At 67.3% G+C, this 17,696-nt stretch carries 19 protein-coding genes; 3 read left to right on the top strand and 16 right to left on the bottom strand.

Annotated features, from left to right (window positions below):
• Positions 1-14 precede the first annotated feature (14 nt).
• From ACWV8V_RS12075 to ACWV8V_RS12020, 12 genes are all read right to left on the bottom strand, one after another.
• Entirely contained in the window at positions 15-1,004 is a 990-nt protein-coding gene (locus tag ACWV8V_RS12075; RefSeq protein WP_259261940.1) for an efflux RND transporter periplasmic adaptor subunit, read from the bottom strand.
• Positions 1,001-2,281, bottom strand: a complete 1,281-nt coding sequence (locus ACWV8V_RS12070; protein WP_455899821.1) for a TolC family protein — start codon at positions 2,279-2,281, stop codon at positions 1,001-1,003. The genes ACWV8V_RS12075 and ACWV8V_RS12070 overlap by 4 nt, the downstream gene beginning before the upstream one ends.
• Before the next feature lie 54 nt (positions 2,282-2,335).
• On the bottom strand, positions 2,336-2,716 hold the full coding sequence (locus ACWV8V_RS12065; protein WP_259261938.1) for a DUF2946 family protein: 381 nt from the start codon (positions 2,714-2,716) through the stop codon (positions 2,336-2,338).
• A 99-nt stretch (positions 2,717-2,815) separates the two neighbouring features.
• A complete protein-coding gene (locus tag ACWV8V_RS12060) occupies positions 2,816-4,603 on the bottom strand; it encodes a DUF885 domain-containing protein (RefSeq protein WP_259261937.1) in 1,788 nt (595 codons plus the stop codon).
• A gap of 84 nt (positions 4,604-4,687) precedes the next feature.
• A complete protein-coding gene (locus tag ACWV8V_RS12055; protein WP_121040949.1) occupies positions 4,688-5,029 on the bottom strand; it encodes a lipid-A-disaccharide synthase N-terminal domain-containing protein in 342 nt (113 codons plus the stop codon).
• The gene (locus ACWV8V_RS12050; RefSeq protein ID WP_346468683.1) at positions 5,029-5,751 is read right to left on the bottom strand and encodes a glycosyltransferase family 2 protein; all 723 of its coding nucleotides are present in this window, start codon (positions 5,749-5,751) and stop codon (positions 5,029-5,031) included. The genes ACWV8V_RS12055 and ACWV8V_RS12050 overlap by 1 nt, the downstream gene beginning before the upstream one ends.
• A gap of 87 nt (positions 5,752-5,838) precedes the next feature.
• The gene (locus ACWV8V_RS12045) at positions 5,839-6,804 is read right to left on the bottom strand and encodes an SDR family NAD(P)-dependent oxidoreductase (protein WP_259261935.1); all 966 of its coding nucleotides are present in this window, start codon (positions 6,802-6,804) and stop codon (positions 5,839-5,841) included.
• An 86-nt stretch (positions 6,805-6,890) separates the two neighbouring features.
• Complete coding sequence (locus ACWV8V_RS12040; protein WP_019185615.1) at positions 6,891-7,199, bottom strand: helix-hairpin-helix domain-containing protein; 309 nt, start codon at positions 7,197-7,199, stop codon at positions 6,891-6,893.
• A 35-nt stretch (positions 7,200-7,234) separates the two neighbouring features.
• The gene (locus tag ACWV8V_RS12035) at positions 7,235-8,158 is read right to left on the bottom strand and encodes a ParB/RepB/Spo0J family partition protein (protein ID WP_259261933.1); all 924 of its coding nucleotides are present in this window, start codon (positions 8,156-8,158) and stop codon (positions 7,235-7,237) included.
• Positions 8,158-8,955 (bottom strand): ParA family protein, encoded by a 798-nt coding sequence (locus ACWV8V_RS12030; RefSeq protein WP_259261932.1) that lies wholly within the window; start codon positions 8,953-8,955, stop codon positions 8,158-8,160. The genes ACWV8V_RS12035 and ACWV8V_RS12030 overlap by 1 nt, the downstream gene beginning before the upstream one ends.
• A 201-nt stretch (positions 8,956-9,156) precedes the next feature.
• Positions 9,157-9,795 carry a 16S rRNA (guanine(527)-N(7))-methyltransferase RsmG gene (rsmG, locus tag ACWV8V_RS12025; protein WP_259261931.1) on the bottom strand — a complete coding sequence of 213 codons (639 nt, stop codon included), beginning with the start codon at positions 9,793-9,795 and terminating at the stop codon, positions 9,157-9,159.
• Positions 9,796-9,845: 50 nt separating this feature from the next.
• Entirely contained in the window at positions 9,846-10,445 is a 600-nt protein-coding gene (locus ACWV8V_RS12020; RefSeq protein ID WP_259261930.1) for a 4'-phosphopantetheinyl transferase family protein, read from the bottom strand.
• A 90-nt stretch (positions 10,446-10,535) separates the two neighbouring features.
• On the opposite strand from ACWV8V_RS12020, the gene ACWV8V_RS12015 reads away from it, so the two are divergent.
• Positions 10,536-10,787, top strand: a complete 252-nt coding sequence (locus ACWV8V_RS12015) for a GlsB/YeaQ/YmgE family stress response membrane protein (RefSeq protein WP_123729793.1) — start codon at positions 10,536-10,538, stop codon at positions 10,785-10,787.
• Positions 10,788-10,849: 62 nt separating this feature from the next.
• Here ACWV8V_RS12015 and xth read toward each other — a convergent pair whose 3' ends face one another.
• Positions 10,850-11,617 (bottom strand): exodeoxyribonuclease III, encoded by a 768-nt coding sequence (gene xth, locus ACWV8V_RS12010; RefSeq protein ID WP_259261929.1) that lies wholly within the window; start codon positions 11,615-11,617, stop codon positions 10,850-10,852.
• Positions 11,618-11,879: 262 nt separating this feature from the next.
• Here xth and ACWV8V_RS12005 point away from each other — a divergent pair, with 262 nt between their 5' ends.
• Together ACWV8V_RS12005 and ACWV8V_RS12000 are read left to right on the top strand one after the other, a co-directional pair.
• Positions 11,880-12,113 carry a hypothetical protein gene (locus ACWV8V_RS12005; protein WP_455899820.1) on the top strand — a complete coding sequence of 78 codons (234 nt, stop codon included), beginning with the start codon at positions 11,880-11,882 and terminating at the stop codon, positions 12,111-12,113.
• Positions 12,114-12,369: 256 nt separating this feature from the next.
• A complete protein-coding gene (locus ACWV8V_RS12000) occupies positions 12,370-12,885 on the top strand; it encodes a PH domain-containing protein (RefSeq protein ID WP_259261927.1) in 516 nt (171 codons plus the stop codon).
• Between the two features lie 22 nt (positions 12,886-12,907).
• On the opposite strand, the gene ACWV8V_RS11995 is transcribed toward ACWV8V_RS12000, so the two are convergent.
• The 3 genes from ACWV8V_RS11995 to ACWV8V_RS11985 form a co-directional block, all read right to left on the bottom strand.
• On the bottom strand, positions 12,908-14,323 hold the full coding sequence (locus tag ACWV8V_RS11995; RefSeq protein WP_259261926.1) for a coniferyl aldehyde dehydrogenase: 1,416 nt from the start codon (positions 14,321-14,323) through the stop codon (positions 12,908-12,910).
• Between the two features lie 179 nt (positions 14,324-14,502).
• Entirely contained in the window at positions 14,503-16,158 is a 1,656-nt protein-coding gene (locus ACWV8V_RS11990) for an MFS transporter (protein ID WP_123729789.1), read from the bottom strand.
• A 66-nt stretch (positions 16,159-16,224) separates the two neighbouring features.
• A complete protein-coding gene (locus ACWV8V_RS11985; RefSeq protein WP_455899819.1) occupies positions 16,225-17,652 on the bottom strand; it encodes a DcaP family trimeric outer membrane transporter in 1,428 nt (475 codons plus the stop codon).
• Positions 17,653-17,696 lie beyond the last annotated feature (44 nt).

Here is a 17,696-nt window from a genome sequence, read left to right as displayed (position 1 = left end):
GGCGCGGCAACGCATCAATGTTCATGCGATGCCCCTGCCTTGCCGATGTCGGCCTTGACCACGTAGCTCTGCTCGACCACGACGTCTTCGCCGACGGTCAGGCCACTGAGTACTTCCACCTTGCCCGCATCGCGCGCACCCAGGGTCACCGCACGCGCGGTGTAGGTGTCGCCTTCGCGCACGAACACCACGTCCTTGCCGTCCATCGTCTGCAACGCACTCAGGGGCACCACCTGCGCGGCCGGCGTGGTGGCCACCACAATGCGCGCCTTGACCGCGGCACCGGGCCGCCATTGGCCGTCGTCGTTGCGCAGCGTGGCGCGCGCGACCGTGCTCTGGCTGGCGGTGGCGGTGCCGGGCAGCACGCGCTCCAGCGTGGTGGTCTGGCTGACGCCGTCGGTCATGCGTGACACCGTGACCGGCACGCCGGCAGTGATGTGCTGGGTATCGTTGCCGAAGATATGCAGATCCACCCACAGCGTGGACAGATCACCGATCTCGAACAACGGCGTGCCCTCGCCCGCCACCCCGCCCACCTGCGCCTGGCGCGCGAGCACCACGCCGCTGATCGGTGCGGTCACGGTGTACGTGGTGAGACTGAGGTTGCTCTCGATGCTGGCCAGCACCTGGCCGGCACGCACGCGGTCGCCCACATCGGCGCGCAGCGAGCGGATCGGGCCGGGAAAGCGCGCCATCACCTGGGCAACGCGGCCATCGACCGGGGTCAACAGACCCTGCACATCGTGTTCGTCAGCGATGGTGCCGGCCACGACCGGTGCCACGCGGATGCCGGCCTGTTCGGCCATGGCCGCGGCGATGGTGGTGCTTTCCGGGGCGTCGTGGTCGTCATGATCATCGTCATGCCCGGCCTCGCCATGGCCGGCATCCGTGCCGGCGGCCTTGTCCGGCGCTGCAGCGGGCGCACTGCTGCCACAGCCGGTGAGCGCCATCAGCGCGATCAACAGGCTGCCGGCCAGCGCGGTACGGGTCTGGAAAAGGGTCATCGGCGGTCCTCCGTGGACACGGTGTCGGTAGCGGCGACCATGCTCTGGCCGGTCAAGCGCTGGAGTTCGATCAGGGCGGTCTGTGCGGCGATGGCCGCGTCCAGCTGGCGCTGGCGTGCGTCGATCCGCATCGCCTGCAGCTGCGCCCATTCCATGTAACTGATCGCGCCGGCGCGCCATGCCTTCTCGGCAGCGTTCTCGGCACGCTGCAGCTGCGGCAGTACGTCGCGCGCCATGCGGGTGACTTCCAGCCGCGAGGTCAGGTAGCGGCCATGTGCTTCGGCCAACGTGGCGTACAGCTGCAGCGCGCGCGACTCGCGCTCCACACTGTTGAGCGCCAGTTCGGCCTCGGCGGCGCGGATCTCCGGGTCGGCACGGCGCACACTGCCCAGCGGCAGGCTGAAACCGGCGACCAGGGAGGTGTCGCGGGTATCGCGCGCATTGCGCACGCCCACCTGCCAGCTGACATCGGGCCGTGCCTGGGTGCGGGCCAGCTGCACCTGCGCTTCGCGGATGCGGCGCTCGCCGGCCAGCACTGCCAGTTCCGGGGTGCGCTGCAGTTCCTCGGCGAGCACGGCGAAGTCCTGCAGCGCGGGCAGCTGCATCGGGTCGCCGGTGACCACGTCGAAACCGGGCTCGCGCTGGCGCCACAACGCCGACAGCGCCGCACGTGCGGACTGATCCATCTGCCGGGCGCGATCGCGGTCCAGCTCGGCCTGGGCCTGCATCGCCTGTGCGGTCAGCAGCACCGATTCCGGTGAGGCACCGGCCTGCAGACGCAGCCGCGCGGCGGCGACGGCGCGCCTGCGCTGCTCGATATCGGTCTCGGCGATGCGCAGCTGCTGGCGCGCGTCGGTCACGGCCAGATAGCGGCGGGCGACCTCGGCCATCAGATCCAGCCGTGCGGTTTCGCGCTGCGGGGCCAAGCTGTCCAGGTTCGCTTGGGCCACGGCACGGCGGGCATCCAGCTTGCCGCCGCGTTCCAGCACGCCGGCCAGGGTAACGGTGACTTCGGCGGCATCGAAGCCACGAGCGTCCCCGCTGCCGAGTGCGTTCTCCAGCTCCACGCCCACCGTCAAAGGGGGCGACAGGCCGGCCGCGTCACGGCGGGCTTCCCACACCGGGCGCTGAGCCTGCGCCAGGCGCAGGTCGGGGTGGTACTGGGCGACGCGCGCGATGGCGTCGTCGAGGGTCAACGGTGCAGCAGGTGTCGTGCCCTGTGCGTACACGCACGGCACGAACGCAATGGCAGCCAAAGCTGCCAGACGCATCCACATGGGAGTCTCCAGAAAGCGATCAGATGGCAAACGGCGGCGCGCGGCCGCAGGGCATCAGATCGCTATCGGAGGACGCAGCAGGTTCTCGGGCGGCTGCGTGCGCAGCTGCGCGATCAACCCGGCAGGCACGCCGTGGCTGGGGGCCGCCGGCAGGCTCCAGGCCATCGCGGCCATCGGCAGCACGCCGCCGTGGCCATGACAGTGACCGCAATGCACCAGGGCATGCAGCCAGTCTTCCTTGCCGTCGTCGTCAACTGGTACATCGGCGGCGGCGTCATCCAGGCTGCCATGCACGTCGCTGCTGTCCGCGTGCACGGTCAGGTGGATGTCGGCCAGGGCCGAGGCCAGCGAACTGCCGAACACGCCCACACCGACCACCACCAGCATCAGCAGGCGGAGCAGCAGGGACGGACGCGGGCGGGCACGACGGAACATGGCCCGCAGGGTAGCCGGGCGTGAAGCCGTTACACAATCGCAGCCCGGCCGCTTGGTTCACGTTGGCCGGGGCCGGCGCGATGGCCGGCCCGGCGCACCTCAGCTGGCGGCGGCCTTGCGCTGGGCGATGAAGGCCTGGATCTGTTCCTCCAGCACCGGCAGCGGCACCGAGCCTTGGCTGAGCACGGCGTCGTGGAAGGCCTTGACGTCGAAACGGTCGCCCAGCTCCTGCTCGGCCTGCGCGCGCAGGCGCACGATCGCGATCTCGCCAAGCTTGTAGCTCAGCGCCTGGCCCGGCCAGGAGATGTAGCGGTCCACTTCGGTGGTCACTTCATGCTCGCTCAGCGCGGTGTGGTCGCGCAGGTAGGACAGCGCCTGCTCGCGGGTCCAGCCCTTGTGGTGCACGCCGGTATCGATCACCAGGCGCGCGGCACGCCACATCTCGTAGGTGAGGCGGCCGAAATCCTCGTACGGGGTTTCGTAGATGCCCATCTCCACGCCGAGCTTCTCGCAGTACAGACCCCAGCCTTCGCCATAGGCGGAGATGTAGTTGTTGCGACGGAATGCGGGCTGCTCGCCCTGCTCTGCCGCCAGCGCGCCCTGCAGGGCATGGCCCGGATCGGACTCGTGCAGGGTCAGCGCGGGCAGGTTGTACAGCGGCCGCGCCGGCAGGTTGTAGGTGTTGAGCCAGTAGGTGCCCATGCCACCGCGGCCGGCGGTCCAGAACGGGGCGATGTCCGGCGGCACCGGCACGATGGTGAAGCGCGCACGCGGCAGCGTCATGTACTTGCCGATCACGCCATCCACGCGCTTGGAGATCCATGCCGCCCGGTGCAACAGCTCGTCCGGGGTCTTGGCGTAGAACTGCGGATCGGTACGCAGGAAGGTCAGGAACTCGGCGAAGCTGCCCTTGAACTCGACCTGCTGGATGATGCCGTTCATCTCGGCCTGGATGCGCGCGACTTCCTTCAGGCCGATCTCGTGGATCTGCTGCGGGGTCAGGTCCAGCGTGGTGTACTCGTGGATCTGCTGCTTGTAGTACGCCTTGCCGCCCGGCATCGCCTCAGCGGCCAGGGTGGTGCGCGCCTGCGGGACGTACTCGCTGACGAAGAAGGTGCGCAGCTTGGCGAACGCCGGCACCACGCTGCCGCCGATGGCCTGGCGGGCCTGTTCCTGCAGCTGTGCCTGCTCGGCGGCCGGGATGCTGGCCGGCAGCTTCTTGAACGGTGCGTACAGCGGCGACTGGGTCGGGTCCTTCAGCTCGGACACGGTGGCAATCGAGACCTCGCGCCCATCGAGCACCGCACGCGGCACGCTGAAGCCGCGCTTGAGGCCGGCACGCATGTTCTCGGTCTGCTGGTCGAAGTAGCGCGGCACATCGTTCAGGCGCGCGATGTAGTTGCGGTAGTCCTGCGCGGTCTTCATCTCGCGCCGGGCCATGAAGGACAGGTTCGACCAGAACGAGGAGTCCGCGTTGAACGGCATTTCGTAGGCGCGCAGGCGTACCTCGGCGGCCAGGTTGAACACCTGGTCGCGGTAGATCGCGTAGTTGATGCGGTTCTCGGCCGAGAGTGCCTTGGGGTCGACCTTGTCCAGCTGGGCCAGGACGTCGTCCCAGACCTTCAACCGGCCCTGCTGCGCGGCCGCGCCGACATCGGGCATACGGGTGGCGTTGGCCGGGCCGTCGCCGTCTTCGCTGGCTTCACCACCCCCGGCTTCGCGCCAGGCCCATTCTTTCTCGTAGATCGCGCGGAACTGCGCATCGGCGGGGCTTTCGGCAGCCAGGCTGGCCGGGGCGGCGGCCGGGGCAGCCGGGGGCGCAGCCAGGGCGGCGCCGGCGGGAAGGGCCAGGGCGAGCAGCAACGCAGCAACGAGCGGTGATTTCACGGTCAGGGGTTCCCGAGGGACGGCAAACCCCGATCATGGCACCAAGCTGGCGCGCGGTGCATGGATCAAAAGTCCTGCGCGACCCTAGTGCGTCGCCTTGTCCCGCTTCCACCCACGGTGCGCGATATCCAGCTTCAGGCTGTACAACGCGGTGAAGGCCGGAAACAGGTTCTGCAGCACGCCCACCGAGTCCTGCTTGGCCGAGAACAGGAAGTAGCTCAGCGTCATCAGGCTGCCGACCACGCTCATGTACCAGAACAGGCGCGGGATCACCGGCTTGCCGGCGCGGCGCGAAGCCACGAACTGGACCAGCCAGCGGCCGCCGAACATCAGCGCGCCGGTGTAGCCGATGAGCTTCCAGCCGGTCACATGCAGGCCGGTCCAGTACAACCAGGTGAGCGGCTGATCGAGCCAATGCAGTTCCATCAGCGTTCTTCCACGGCGGTGCGCTTGCTGCGCGTGATCAACCAGGCCACCCCGCGCAGGTCGCGGATGCCGACCAGGGCGCGGCCGAGGTTGTTGTACTTGGAGACCCCGGCGGTGCGGTGACGGTGATTGACCGGCACGCTGGTGGTCTGCCAGCCGGCCCGCTGCATCAGCGCCGGCAGGTAGCGGTGCATGTGGTCGAAGTACGGCAGATCCAGGAACGCGGCGCGCTCGAACAGCTTGATGCCGCAACCGGTATCGGGCGTGTCATCGCGCAGCATGCGGGCGCGGATCGCATTGGCCCACTTGCTGGCCCAGCGCTTGCTGCCCGAATCCTGGCGATTGACGCGCCACCCGGCGAACAGCTTGACCTCGGTGGCGGCTGCGGCCCGTGCAGCGAGCAGCTTGGGGATGTCGGCCGGGTCGTTCTGGCCGTCGCCGTCCAGGGTGGCGATCCACGGCGCACGCGCGTGCTTGACGCCGTTGCGCACCGCGGTGCTCTGCCCGCTCTGGGTCACGTGGTGCAGCACCCGCAGCTCCGGCGTGACGGCCTTCAGGGCCTGCAGCACCGCCAGGGTGTCGTCGCGCGAGTGGTCGTCGATATAGACGATTTCGAAATCGATCTGCCCACGCAGTGCGGTGGTGATCTCGTTGATCAGGGGCGTGACGTTGTCGCGTTCATTGAAGACCGGGACGACGACCGACAACTGGGGTTGGCTCATGGTCGGGCTCTGCGAATGGCCAGGATCGAAAAAGAGCGCGCATTCTCCGCGCCCGAGGTTATCCGAAGATGAATCGGCGTGTGTGTGTCAGGCGTGATCGCCGAAATACTCGCGGCACCAGGCCACCACGGGCGGCAGACCGCGCTCGATCGGCATCGCCGGCGCATAGCCGAAAGCGTCATGCGCGCGGGTGGTATCGGCCATGGTGCGGACCATGTCGCCGGGCTGCATCGGCTTGTAGACCTTCTGCGCCGGGCGTCCGGCCGCCGCCTCGATGACCCCGATGAAATGTTCCAGCTCGATCGGCGTGTGGTTGCCGAGGTTGAACACCCGGTGCGGGACCGTCTCGCGGGACGGATGCGCCAGCGCCCCGAGGATGCCATCGACGATGTCGGAGACATGTGTGAAGTCGCGCTGCATCTTGCCGTCGTTGAACACGTCGATGGGGCGGCCGGCCAGCACCGCGCGCGAGAACAGCAGCGGTGCCATGTCCGGGCGGCCCCACGGGCCGTACACGGTGAAGAAACGCAGGCCGGTGGCGTGCAGGCCGAACAGCTGTGCGTAGGTGTAGGCCATCAGCTCGTTGGCGGCCTTGGTCGCGGCATACAGCGAGCGCGGCTTGTCGATACGCTGGTCTTCGGAGAACGGCGGGGTCGCCGAATCGCCGTATACCGAACTGCTGGAGGCATACACCAGATGGGCCACGCCGCGATGGCGGCACAGCTCCAGCATGTTGACGAAGCCGGTCAGGTTGCTGTCGACGTAGGCATGCGGGTTCTCCAGCGAGTAACGCACGCCGGCCTGTGCGGCCAGGTGGATGACCCGGGTCGGTTGGACCTCATCGAACAGTGCGGCCAGGCCGTCGCGGTCGGTCAGATCGAGCACGCGGATGTCGGCGTCCGGGCACAGCGCGGCCACGCGATCGCGCTTGATCTGCGGGTCGTAGTAGTCGTTGTAGTTGTCCAGGCCGACGACGCGCTCACCGCGCTCAAGCAGGGCCTTGCAGGTGTTGGCGCCGATGAAACCGGCCGCGCCGGTCACGAGAATCGTCATGGGGTCTGTCCGTCATGCAGCCACGTATCAATACAGTGCGTGCCCGGGACGCCCGCGTGGCGATCCGCGCGTCCCGGTGGCCCACCTCACCAGAGGCTGAGCGGCGCTTCCTTGGCCAGGGTGGCCTTGCGTTCCTTGCTGAAATCCCACCACGGCCGCGGCGCCTCGCCCTGCATGAAACGCAGCACCGACAGAAATACATCGATCACACAGGGGTCGTGCATCACCCCGGTGCGCAGACACAGCTGCGCGTACATGTCGTAGGCATCGCGACCGCGCAGATGCGCTGGCACGCGGATGCCGATCAGACGGAGATCTTTCTCACAGGCCGGCCCGACATTCGGCAGGTCGGTCAGACGCAACAGATGGTTGCGGTCGACCTTGGTGGGGTTCATTGGTTGGGGGAAATCCTCTGACGCCTGCGGGGGACTCAGCCCTTCTGTGCGCGAAGTCGGTCGAGCACGCCATCCAGCGTGTCCAGGTCGGTGTAATGGATGATCAGCTTGCCCTTGCCGCCACGGCCGTGGGCGATCGCCACGCGGGTACCCAGCGACTCGGACAGTTCAGTCTCCAGCGAGGCGATATCCGCCTGCGGCGCCGCGGCAGCGGGCTTCTTGCGCAGCGCGCCGGGCACCTTGCCGGCCGCGAACTGCTGCGCACGGTGTTCCACTTCGCGCACCGACCAGCCCTGATCGGCCGCTTCCTGGGCCAGCTTGCTGGCCAGTTCCGGCGCCAAGGTGAGCAGCGCGCGGGCATGACCCATTTCCAGCCGCCGGGTTTCCAGCAGCAGGCGGATGGCGATCGGCAGCTCCAGCAGACGCAGCAGATTGGACACCGCCGCACGCGAGCGGCCGACGGCCTGCGCGGCTTCGGCGTGGGTCAGGGCGAACTCGCTGATCAGCCGCTGCAGCGCTTCGGCTTCTTCGAGCGGGTTGAGGTCTTCGCGCTGGATGTTCTCGATCAGCGCCATCGCGATGACGGTGCGGTCTTCCAGCTCGCGCACCACCACCGGCACTTCATCCAGTCCAGCCAGCTGCGACGCGCGCCAGCGGCGTTCGCCGGCCACGATCTCGAAGCTGTCCGGGCCCAGCTGGCGGACCAGGATCGGCTGGATCACGCCCTGCGACTTGATCGACTCGGCCAGCTCGGCGAGCTTGGTCTCGTCCATGTCGCGGCGCGGCTGGTACTTGCCCGGCTGCAGGTGACCGACCGGCAGCTTGCGCAGGCGTTCGCCCGGCTGCGGTTCGACCACGGCGGCTGCCTGCACCTGTGTCACTGCCCCCTTGGGCCCCAACAGCGCGTCGAGGCCACGGCCGAGGCCGCGTTTCTTGCCGAGGGCAGGCTTGGTGCTCATCAGGCGGTCTCCATGGCCTTGTCGGCCTTCTTGCGTTGGTTGTTGCGACGGATGATCTCGCCAGCCAGGCCGAGATAGGCAACGCCACCGCGCGAGGCACGGTCGTAACCGACGATGCTCTGGCCATGGCTGGGCGCCTCGGCCAGGCGCACGTTGCGCGGCACGATGGTGCGGAACACCTGCTCGCCGAAGTGCTCGGTCAGCTCGGCCGACACGGCATTGGCCAGGTTGTTGCGCACATCGAACATGGTCCGCAGCACGCCCTCGATCTCCAGCGCGGGATTGAGGTTGGCACGCAGCGCCTCGATGGTTTCCACCAGCGCGCTCAGCCCTTCCAGCGCGTAGTACTCGCACTGCATCGGCACGATCACCGAATCGGCGGCGGCCAGCGCGTTGAGCGTCAGCAGCGACAGCGCCGGCGGGCAGTCGATCAGGATGTAGTCGTATTCGTCGCGGATCGGCGCCAGTGCGCGCTTGAGGCGCTGCTCGCGCTCGCTCTGGTCCATCAGCTGGATCTCGGCGGCGGTCAGGTCGATGTTGCCCGGGAGCAGGTCGAAACCTTCCGGCGTCGTGACCCGGACCTCGGCCGCGGTGCTTTCGCCCAGCAGCAAGTCACAGGTGGAGGCGGCGACTTCGCGCTTGTCCACGCCGCTGCCCATGGTCGCATTGCCTTGGGAATCGAGGTCGACGAGAAGCACGCGCTTGGGTGCAGCAGCCAGGGAGGCGGCCAGATTGACGGCGGTCGTGGTCTTGCCGACGCCACCTTTCTGGTTGGCGATGGCGATGATGCGGGCCATGCGGGTGAGCCTCATCGGCAGGGAGTGGGACTGGTCATTATGCGTATATGGGGCGTGTCATGCACTGTGAGATGCGCGGCAGGCACGCGCCGCAATGCCGCAGCGACGCCCACGGGCACGCCGGCGGCGCCACGTGAGGCCACCACGGGGGCGGATCGGAACGCTGCTGGGGCGGGCGCTGCGCTCGCCGAGGTCACCGGCTCACGGGCCGGTAACCACCACCAGATGGCGCTCGCCGGTCAACCCGGGGACGCTCAGCGGCACCACCTTCTCCACCACCCAGCCGGCCGGCAGCTGCGCGATCTCGTCGTGCGGGTACACGCCTTTCATGGCCAGCAGGCGGCCGCCCGGGCGCAGCAGATGCCCCCCGACCCGGATGATCCCGGCCAGGGTATCCATCGCGCGGGCGGTCAGATGGTCATAGGCGGCCGGTTCGGCCAGCGCCTCGGCACGCGACTCGGCTACGCGGGCGTTGCCCAGGCCCAGCTGGCGCACGGCCTCGCGCATGAAGCGGGCTTTCTTGCCGTTGCTCTCGACCAGGGTCACCTGCAGCTGCGGGCGCGCGATCGCCAGCGGAATGCCCGGCAGCCCGGGGCCGGTGCCCAGATCGGCCAGGGTGCCGGTCTCCAGGAACGGCTGCATCGCCAGCGAATCGAGCAGGTGGCGGGTCACCATCTCCAGCGGATCGCGGATGGCCGTCAGGTTGTACGTGCGGTTCCAGCGATCGAGCAGGGTCAGGTAGGTCAGCAGCGGCGGTGCCAGCGCGGCATCCAGCTGCATGGCGGCCAAGCCGCGCTCAAGCGCATCGGCGACGCCAGCGGGGAGGGTGTGTTCTGTCATGGGAGCATTATCGCAGGTCGGTAGCGCCGACCGCGGGTCGGCGCCCCATCTCACATGGCATGCCAGGCCAGCGCGGCCCGGAAATCATCGGCTGCCTGCCACTCATGCAGATGCCAGCGCTCGGCCGGTCCCAGCTCCGGGTCGCACCAGGCCAGGTGCAGGCCACCGTCGATGCCGGGCGCGAGCTGCAGCCGGTGCAGACCGAAGGAGATGCCCTGCCCCTGCGCCTTCAACAGCGCTTCCTTGGCACACCACACACGGAAGAACCAATGGTTGCGGGCGTTCTCGTCCAGCGATTCCAGCCAGGCGATCTCGGCCGGGTGGAAGAAGCGCTGCACGATGTCCAGCATTCGTGGGCGCGGGCGCAGCGGCTCCAGGTCCACGCCGAGGCGGACGCCTTCACCGAGGGCGACCAGCAGCTGCCCGTGGCTGTGGCTCCAACCAGTGCCGATATGCGCCAACGGGCCATGCAACTCTGGCCGGCCGCGCGGATCGCGCTGCAGCGGCAGCTCCTCCGGCACCCCGCCCAGCTGCTCGGCCAGCAGCACCCGGGCCTGGGGCTCGCCCCGGGTGCCCGGCACATGCGGCAGGCGCCAGACCGTGACCGGGCCGAAGCGCCAAGGGCCGTCCAGCGTCGCTGGCAGGGTCATGCCACGGCTCCGCCATCGCGGCTGCACGACGATTTCACAGGGTGTGCCGTCCACTGCAGGGGTTGCAACCGCACAGAGGGAGTCAACGTTATGGGCATCATCATCTGGTTGATCGTCGGCGGCATCGTGGGCTGGCTTGCCAGCATCATCATGAAGCGGGACGCGCAGCAAGGCATCATCCTCAACATCGTGGTCGGCATCGTCGGCGCATTGCTGGCCGGTTGGCTGTTCGGCGGTGGCATCAATGAAGCGATCACCATCCGCACGTTCCTGTTCTCGTTGATCGGCGCAGTGATCCTGCTCGCGATCGTGAATCTGTTTACGCGCAGAAACGTGCGGTAACGACCGCACGTACCCGTTTGATCAACAAGGCCCGGCGGTGCCGGGCCTTGTTGTTTCCACGATCAGCCCAGCTGCACCCAGGCCGGGGCATGGTCGCTGGGGCGCTCCCAGGTACGCGGCTCACGGTCGATGCCCGAGGCCAGCGCGCGCGCCTTGAGCGCGTCGGAGACCAGGGTCAGGTCGATGCGCAGGCCCAGGTTGCGACGGAAGCCGGCCGCCCGGTAGTCCCACCAGCTGAACACGCCCTCTTCCTCGCTGTGCAGACGGAAGGCATCGTGCAGGCCCAGCTGCAGCAGCTTGTTCAGGGCGCCGCGCTCGGCAGTGGAGGTCAGGATGTGGTTCTCGTTCCAGACCAGCGGGTCGTGCACGTCGCGGGCATCGGGCGCGATGTTGAAGTCACCCATCACCACCAGCTCCGGGTACTTCGCCAGCTCGGCCTCGACCCAGGCATGCACGGCCTCCAGCCAGCGCAGCTTGTAGGCGTACTTGTCGGTGCCCACGTCCTGGCCGTTGACCACGTACAGGTTGATGATGCGCACGCCGTTGACGGTACCGGCGATGACACGCTTCTGCTCATCCTCGAAGCCGGGGATGCCGATCTGCACGTCCTGCGCCGGCTCGCGCGAAAGCAGCGCGACGCCGTTGTAGGTCTTCTGCCCGGCAAACACGCTGCGGTAGCCCAGCCCGGCCAGCACCGCGTCGGGGAATTTGTGGTCCTCCATCTTGGTTTCCTGGATGCCGACCACGTCCGGCGCGAACGCCGTGAGCCATTGTTCCAGGTGCGGCAGGCGCACGTTGAGCGAGTTGACGTTCCAGGAGGCGATTTTCATGCGCACCATTCTACCGGTAGCCACCGACCGTTGGTCGGTGGGCGCAGGTGGTGCCGGCCGCTGGCCGGCAGCCTCACACGTCCGGGACACGCAGATTTTTGCCACACGTCTCTCTCTCCCCGCTAGGCTCTGGCCCACCCCTCCGGAGCGCAGTTATCCCATGAACGCAGATGCCTTCGTCTCAAAATGGTATGCGGAGAAAGCGCACCTGCTGGCCGCTGCATGGACCCCAGGCACGGCGTGCGCAGCAAGGATCGCCGCGATGGACCTGTCGCCCGAGCAGACCCAGCAGTTGCGGGAGATGCTCGATGTCTTCACCACCGACGCCCTGTACACCCTGCTGCTCGGGCTGGATGGCAGTGCCGCGCTGGGCGGTGACCAGCGCCACTACACCCTGCTGGACGAGGACGGTTCGGTGATCGCCGAGGAAGGCGAGCTGGAAGCTGCGGCCTATGCGTGGTTCCACGACGGCCGATCGTCGCAGCCGGGGCGTTGAGGGAGCGTTGCGCCACATGACGTGATTGACCCGCAGCGCCACTCGCGGGCAGAGGCGCCGGGGCCAGTAGCGCAACACATTGTCCAGTGGGCAAGGCGATATCACGCTGTAAATGTCGCCGATGACTCGGAGTTCTGTAGGTGCTTTCGCACATCAAGGCGAGGAGCTTCCCCACTTGTATCGTTGTCGACCGGAGGAAGATTCTCGACATGCCGCCCGTGACTGCGACATATGCCCGAAGGAGTTCCGACACCCCATGCCCACTGAATTCGCCATCCACGCGTTGAACTACAAGACGCTCGCTGCGGTGCTGCTGATCGGCGTCGTCCCGCTGCTGTTGGTCGGCATAGCGGTCTATTTCCTAGGGCAGGACAGGATTTCCCAGTTGGCCGCGCTCGGCGCCACCTGTCTGGCCGCCATCATCGGCCTGCTTGGTGTCTGGCAGCTCAGCGCGATCCGACTGACAGCGGACGCCACGACCCTGACCGTCGGCGGCGGGGCATACACCGTCTCGGTCGCGATGGCGCAGATTGATCTCTCCGCTGCACGCCGACGGCTGCCCGGCAGCAACGACACCCCACTGACCTTGCGAACCAATGGCATCGGCATGCCGGGCCTCTCACTGGGGTGGTTCCGAACCAGCAAGGGGAAAGCATTTGCAGCGGTGACGGATCCAGCGAAGGTGGTGATTCTGCCGACGACGGCCGGTTACACGCTGCTGGTATCCCCGGAGGATCCCGACGCGTTCCTGGCTGCCCTCAGGAATCTGTAGCGGGCGTCCCTGCCGGCGGTCATCACCGCACCATCGCCTTCAACATTACGGCGATCTTCGAATACGGCGGCTTGAGCAGATCGCTGGCGGCCCAGCGCGACTGCCACAGGATGGGCAGCTGCTTGCTCATCGCATCGAAGCCGGCACGCGCGTGATAGGCGCCCATGCCACTCGGGCCAACGCCGCCGAACGGCAGCCCATTGACCGCGAAATGCAGCAGCGTGTCGTTGACGGTGACGCCGCCGGCCACCACCTGCGCCAGCACCCGTTCCACCTGCATACGCTCGTGACTGAAGACGTACAGCGCCAACGGGCGGTCACGTGACTGCACCGCCGCGATGGCGGCGTCCAGATCGGGATATGCGCAGACCGGCAGGATCGGACCGAAGATCTCCTCGCGCATCAGGGCCAGATCGGCCGGCGGATCGAGCACGATGGTCGGTACGATCAGCCGCTCGCGCTGCGCACGCTCGGGATCGACCATGGCCAGTTCGATCACCGGCACGCCCCGCGCGCGGGCCTCCTCGAGATAGCCGCGCAGGCGCTGGTACTGGCCGTCGTGGATGATCCGGGTGTAATCGGCGGCGTCGCTGAAATCGCCATAGCGCGCCTGCACCTGGGTCTGCAGCTGCTGCACCAGCTCGCGCTGGCGATGGCCGTCGATCAGCACGTAGTCCGGCGCGATGCAGGTCTGGCCGGCATTGAAGAACTTGCCGGTGGCCAGGCGCGCGGCGGCTTTCTCCAACGGGTAGTCGCTGCAGACAATCGCCGGGGATTTGCCGCCCAGCTCCAGCGTGAGCGGGGTCAGGTGCTCGGCGGCGGCCGCCATGACCTTGCGGCCGATGGTGGTGGAGCCAGTGAACACCAGGTGGTCCAGCGGCGAGCCGGCCAGGGCGCCAGCGAGGTCTCCATCGCCCTGCACGACCGCCACGCGATCCGAGGGGAAGACGTCGGTCAGCAGCGACTGCAGGAAGGCGCTGGTGCGGGGGGTGTGCTCGGACGGCTTGAGGATCACGTGGTTGCCGGCGGCGATCGCGGTGGCCAGCGGAATCAGCGCCAAGTTGACCGGGTAGTTCCAGGGGGAGATCACCCCGACCACGCCCAGTGGCACCGGCCGGGTCTGCGCGCGCGCCGGCCAGAACCGCCAGCCGACCCCGACCCTGCGCGGCCGCATCCAGCCGCGCAGATGGCCGCACAGGTGGTCGATATCGCCGAGCACGGTCATGCCATCGGCGATCAGTGATTCGTGGGTGGAGCGGTGGCCGAAATCGGCCGAGATCGCCGCGGCCATGTCCGGCAGGCGCGCCTTGAGGGCAGCGCGCAGGCGCTGCAGGTCATCGCGGCGCTGTTCCAGCGTCGGGCGGTTGGCCTGCCAGGCGGTGCGCAGGGTCTGCAGGATCGCGGGCAGTGCAGCGGGATCGGTGTGGGCATCGCTCATGGCCCGACTATAGCGGCAGGCTGCGTGATGGCGGGATCGGTAGTGCCGGCCGCTGGCCGGCAGCCTCACACGCTTCTCCGTAGGTTCTTCGGGAGCCGGCCAGCGGCCGGCACTACCCCGGACACAGAAAGGGCCGCGATCTGCATCGCGGCCCCTTCGTCTTGCCATGTGGATCACCGTTACTTGGTGATATCCACATCCTTGGTTTCATGCAGGAACAGGCCACCGACCACGACCGTCATCAACGCGATGATGATCGGGTACCACAGGCCGTAGTAGAGGTTGCCGGTACCGGCCACCAGCGCGAAGGAAATCGCCGGCAGGAAGCCACCGAACCAGCCGTTGCCGATGTGGTACGGCAGCGACATCGAGGTGTAGCGGATACGCGTCGGGAACAACTCGACCAGGTAGGCGGCGATCGGGCCGTAGACCATGGTCACGTACAGCACCAGCAGCCACAGCATGAAGATCGTGCCGGGGATGTTGATGCGCGCGTTGTCCGCCTTGGCCGGGTAGCCGGCGGTGCTGAGTGCGCCCTTCAGCTCGCCACCGAAGGCATCGCCCTTGGCCTTGAGCTCTTCCTTGGTCAGGCCGGCAGCCTCGTACGAGGTCACCTCGGCGCTGCCCACCGATACCGTCGCCAGCGTACCGGCCGGTGCCGGCTTCACTTCATAGGGCACACCGGCCTTGGTCAGGGCCGCGGTGGCCACGTCGCAGGAGCTGGTGAACTTGCGCAGGCCGACCGGATCGAACTGGAACGAGCAGGTGTTCGGATCGGCATTGACCAGCGCCGGCGAGTTGGTGCGGGCTTCTTCGATGGCCGGGTTGGCGAAGTGGGTCAGGCCCTTGAAGATCGGGATGTAGGTGATGGCAGCCAGCAGACAGCCGGCCAGGATGATCTTCTTGCGGCCGATACGGTCCGACAGCCAGCCGAAGAAGATGAAGAACGGCACGCCCAGCGCCAGCGCGGCGGCGATCAGCAGGTAGGAGGTGGTCGCGTCGACCTTGAGCATGCTGCTCAGGAAGAACAGCGCGTAGAACTGGCCGCCGTACCACACCACGGCCTGACCGGCTGCGGCACCGAGCAGGACCAGCAGCATCAGCTTGAGGTTGCCGTCCTTGAGGCTGTCACGGAACGGGGTCTTGGAGCCCTTGCCTTCGGCCTTCATCTGCTGGAACAGCGGGGATTCGCTCAGCTGCAGGCGGATCCACACCGAGATGCCCAGCAGCACGATCGAGACCAGGAACGGAATACGCCAGCCCCAGGCTTCGAACGCTTCATTGCCCAGGAAGTAGCGGCAGGCCAGGATGATCAGCAGCGACATGAACAGGCCGAGCGTTGCGGTGCACTGGATGAAGCTGGTGTACAGGCCACGCTTGTCGGCCGGTGCATGCTCGGCGACATAGGTCGCGGCACCCCCGTATTCGCCACCCATCGCCAGGCCCTGGGCCAGACGCAGGATGATCAGGATCACCGGGGCGGCGAAACCGATCGAGGCGTAGTTGGGCAGCACGCCGACCAGGAAGGTCGAGATGCCCATGATCAGGATCGTGACCAGGAAGGTGTACTTGCGGCCGATACGGTCGCCGAGGCTGCCGAAGAAGGCCGCACCGAACGGGCGCACGAAGAAGCCGGCCGCGAACGCCAGCAGGGCGAAGATCATGCCCGTGGTTTCATTGACGCCGCTGAAGAACTGCTTGGCGATGATCGCGGCGAGCGAGCCGTACAGGAAGAAGTCGTACCACTCGAAGACAGTACCCAGGCTGGACGCGAAGATGACCTTCTTGTGTCCCTGGGTAAGTTGGGCTTTTGTTGGTGCGGGTGTGGTGGACATAGGACGCTTCCCCTCCGAAGCAATCGTTGTGTTGTGCCGGCTGTACACCGGCAATCGTTTTTTCTTTTAGAAGCTGTATTTCGTCGTGAACTGCAGGCGGCTGATATCGCCCTTGCGGCCATCCTCGATCTCGCGCACGCCATACATCAGCTCGGCGCCGACATCGACCTTGGGCATCGGTGTGTAGAACACGTTGCCGCGGATGCTCTGCACGCTCTTGGTGACCAGCGGGCCGAGGCTGCCGTCGTTGTCGTAATCGCTGCGCGCGTAGATCAGGTTGGTGCGCAACTTCTGGGTGAAGGCATGGCGCCAGCCGACGTAACCGGCCAGGACGCCGGTCGGGTTGAGTTCGTCGCGGGCGATGTCATACGCGGTATCAGCGGTGACACCCAGGCCGATGTAACGTGCGATGCCTTCGCCACCGGTGACCTGGTAATGCAGCGTATCGGTCGCGCCCATCACCCACTTGCCGCCCAGGGTGAGGCCGCCGCCGATCTTGTCCGCATCGGCACCGGTGGTCTGGTTGTCGACCTTGAGCTGACGGACCACGCCGCCGACACCGAAGGTGCCCCAATCGCCCTTCCAGCCATAACGCAGGGTCAGATCCGGCAGCGCGCCGCGATCGGAGTTGCTGGCCACGTTGGTCCACGCGCCGGTGACCGGGTTGCGGGTGCCGGTGAGCAGCGTGGTTTCCGGGTTTTCCAGCGCGACGCTGAAGCCGCCCTGGGTGTAGCGGATCTGTGCCTGGCGCACGAAGATCACACCGTCGGTCGGGCCGACGAAGTCGGCGGCTTCCGGCAGCGAGGCCGCGTCCATGAAGTTCGACCAGGTCTGGCCGGCCATCCAGTTGTTCCAGTACATGTAGGCGTGACGCAGGGTCGCACCGTAGGTATTGGTCGCGGTCTGGTTGCCCAGCGAGTTGCCGAAGAAGTCCATCTCGAAGAACGCACCGGACTTGTTGCCAGCCTCGCTGACATTGTCGATGCCAAGATTGAAGCGCGAGAACTTGGCGTGGGCGTTGTAGTCCACGTCCGAACGCTTGCCGCTGCCGCCGGCACCGGCCACCGGGGTCTGGCCCGGCAGATACAGCGCGCGGCCGGTGGCATCGTCGGCGAGCTGACCGTCGCCGGTCTGGGTGGCGAGGAAATCGGCCTTGATGAAGCCGCCGATCTTGACCGTGGTGCCCGGCGCGGCGCCCGGGGTGATGGTGGTGACCTGGATCGGCTGCTTGCCGGCCGGCACCGTGGCCGCCACCGGTTGCTGTGCCTGGACCGTGCGCACCGCGGTGACATCGGTCTGGGCCTGGCTGATCTGGACCTGCTGTTGCTGCTGGTTGTTCAGCAGCAGCTGGACCTGGCGTTCCAGCTCGACGACGCGGGCTTCCAGGGCTTTCTCTTTTGCGGTTTCGGCGAACGCCATGCCTGGCGCGATCAATGCGACGAACATGGCAGCGGCCAACGGCCGGCGTGTCGTCCTCAGCAAACGGTGGCTCATGTTGCCCTCTCTCCCGGGTGGCAAGGTGATGCCGCGCATGGGGC

The sequence above is a fragment of the Stenotrophomonas sp. Ker107b genome, assembly GCF_053847245.1.
The sequence above is the reverse complement of the archived record's forward strand: the minus strand, read 5'-3'. Positions and strand labels throughout refer to the sequence as shown.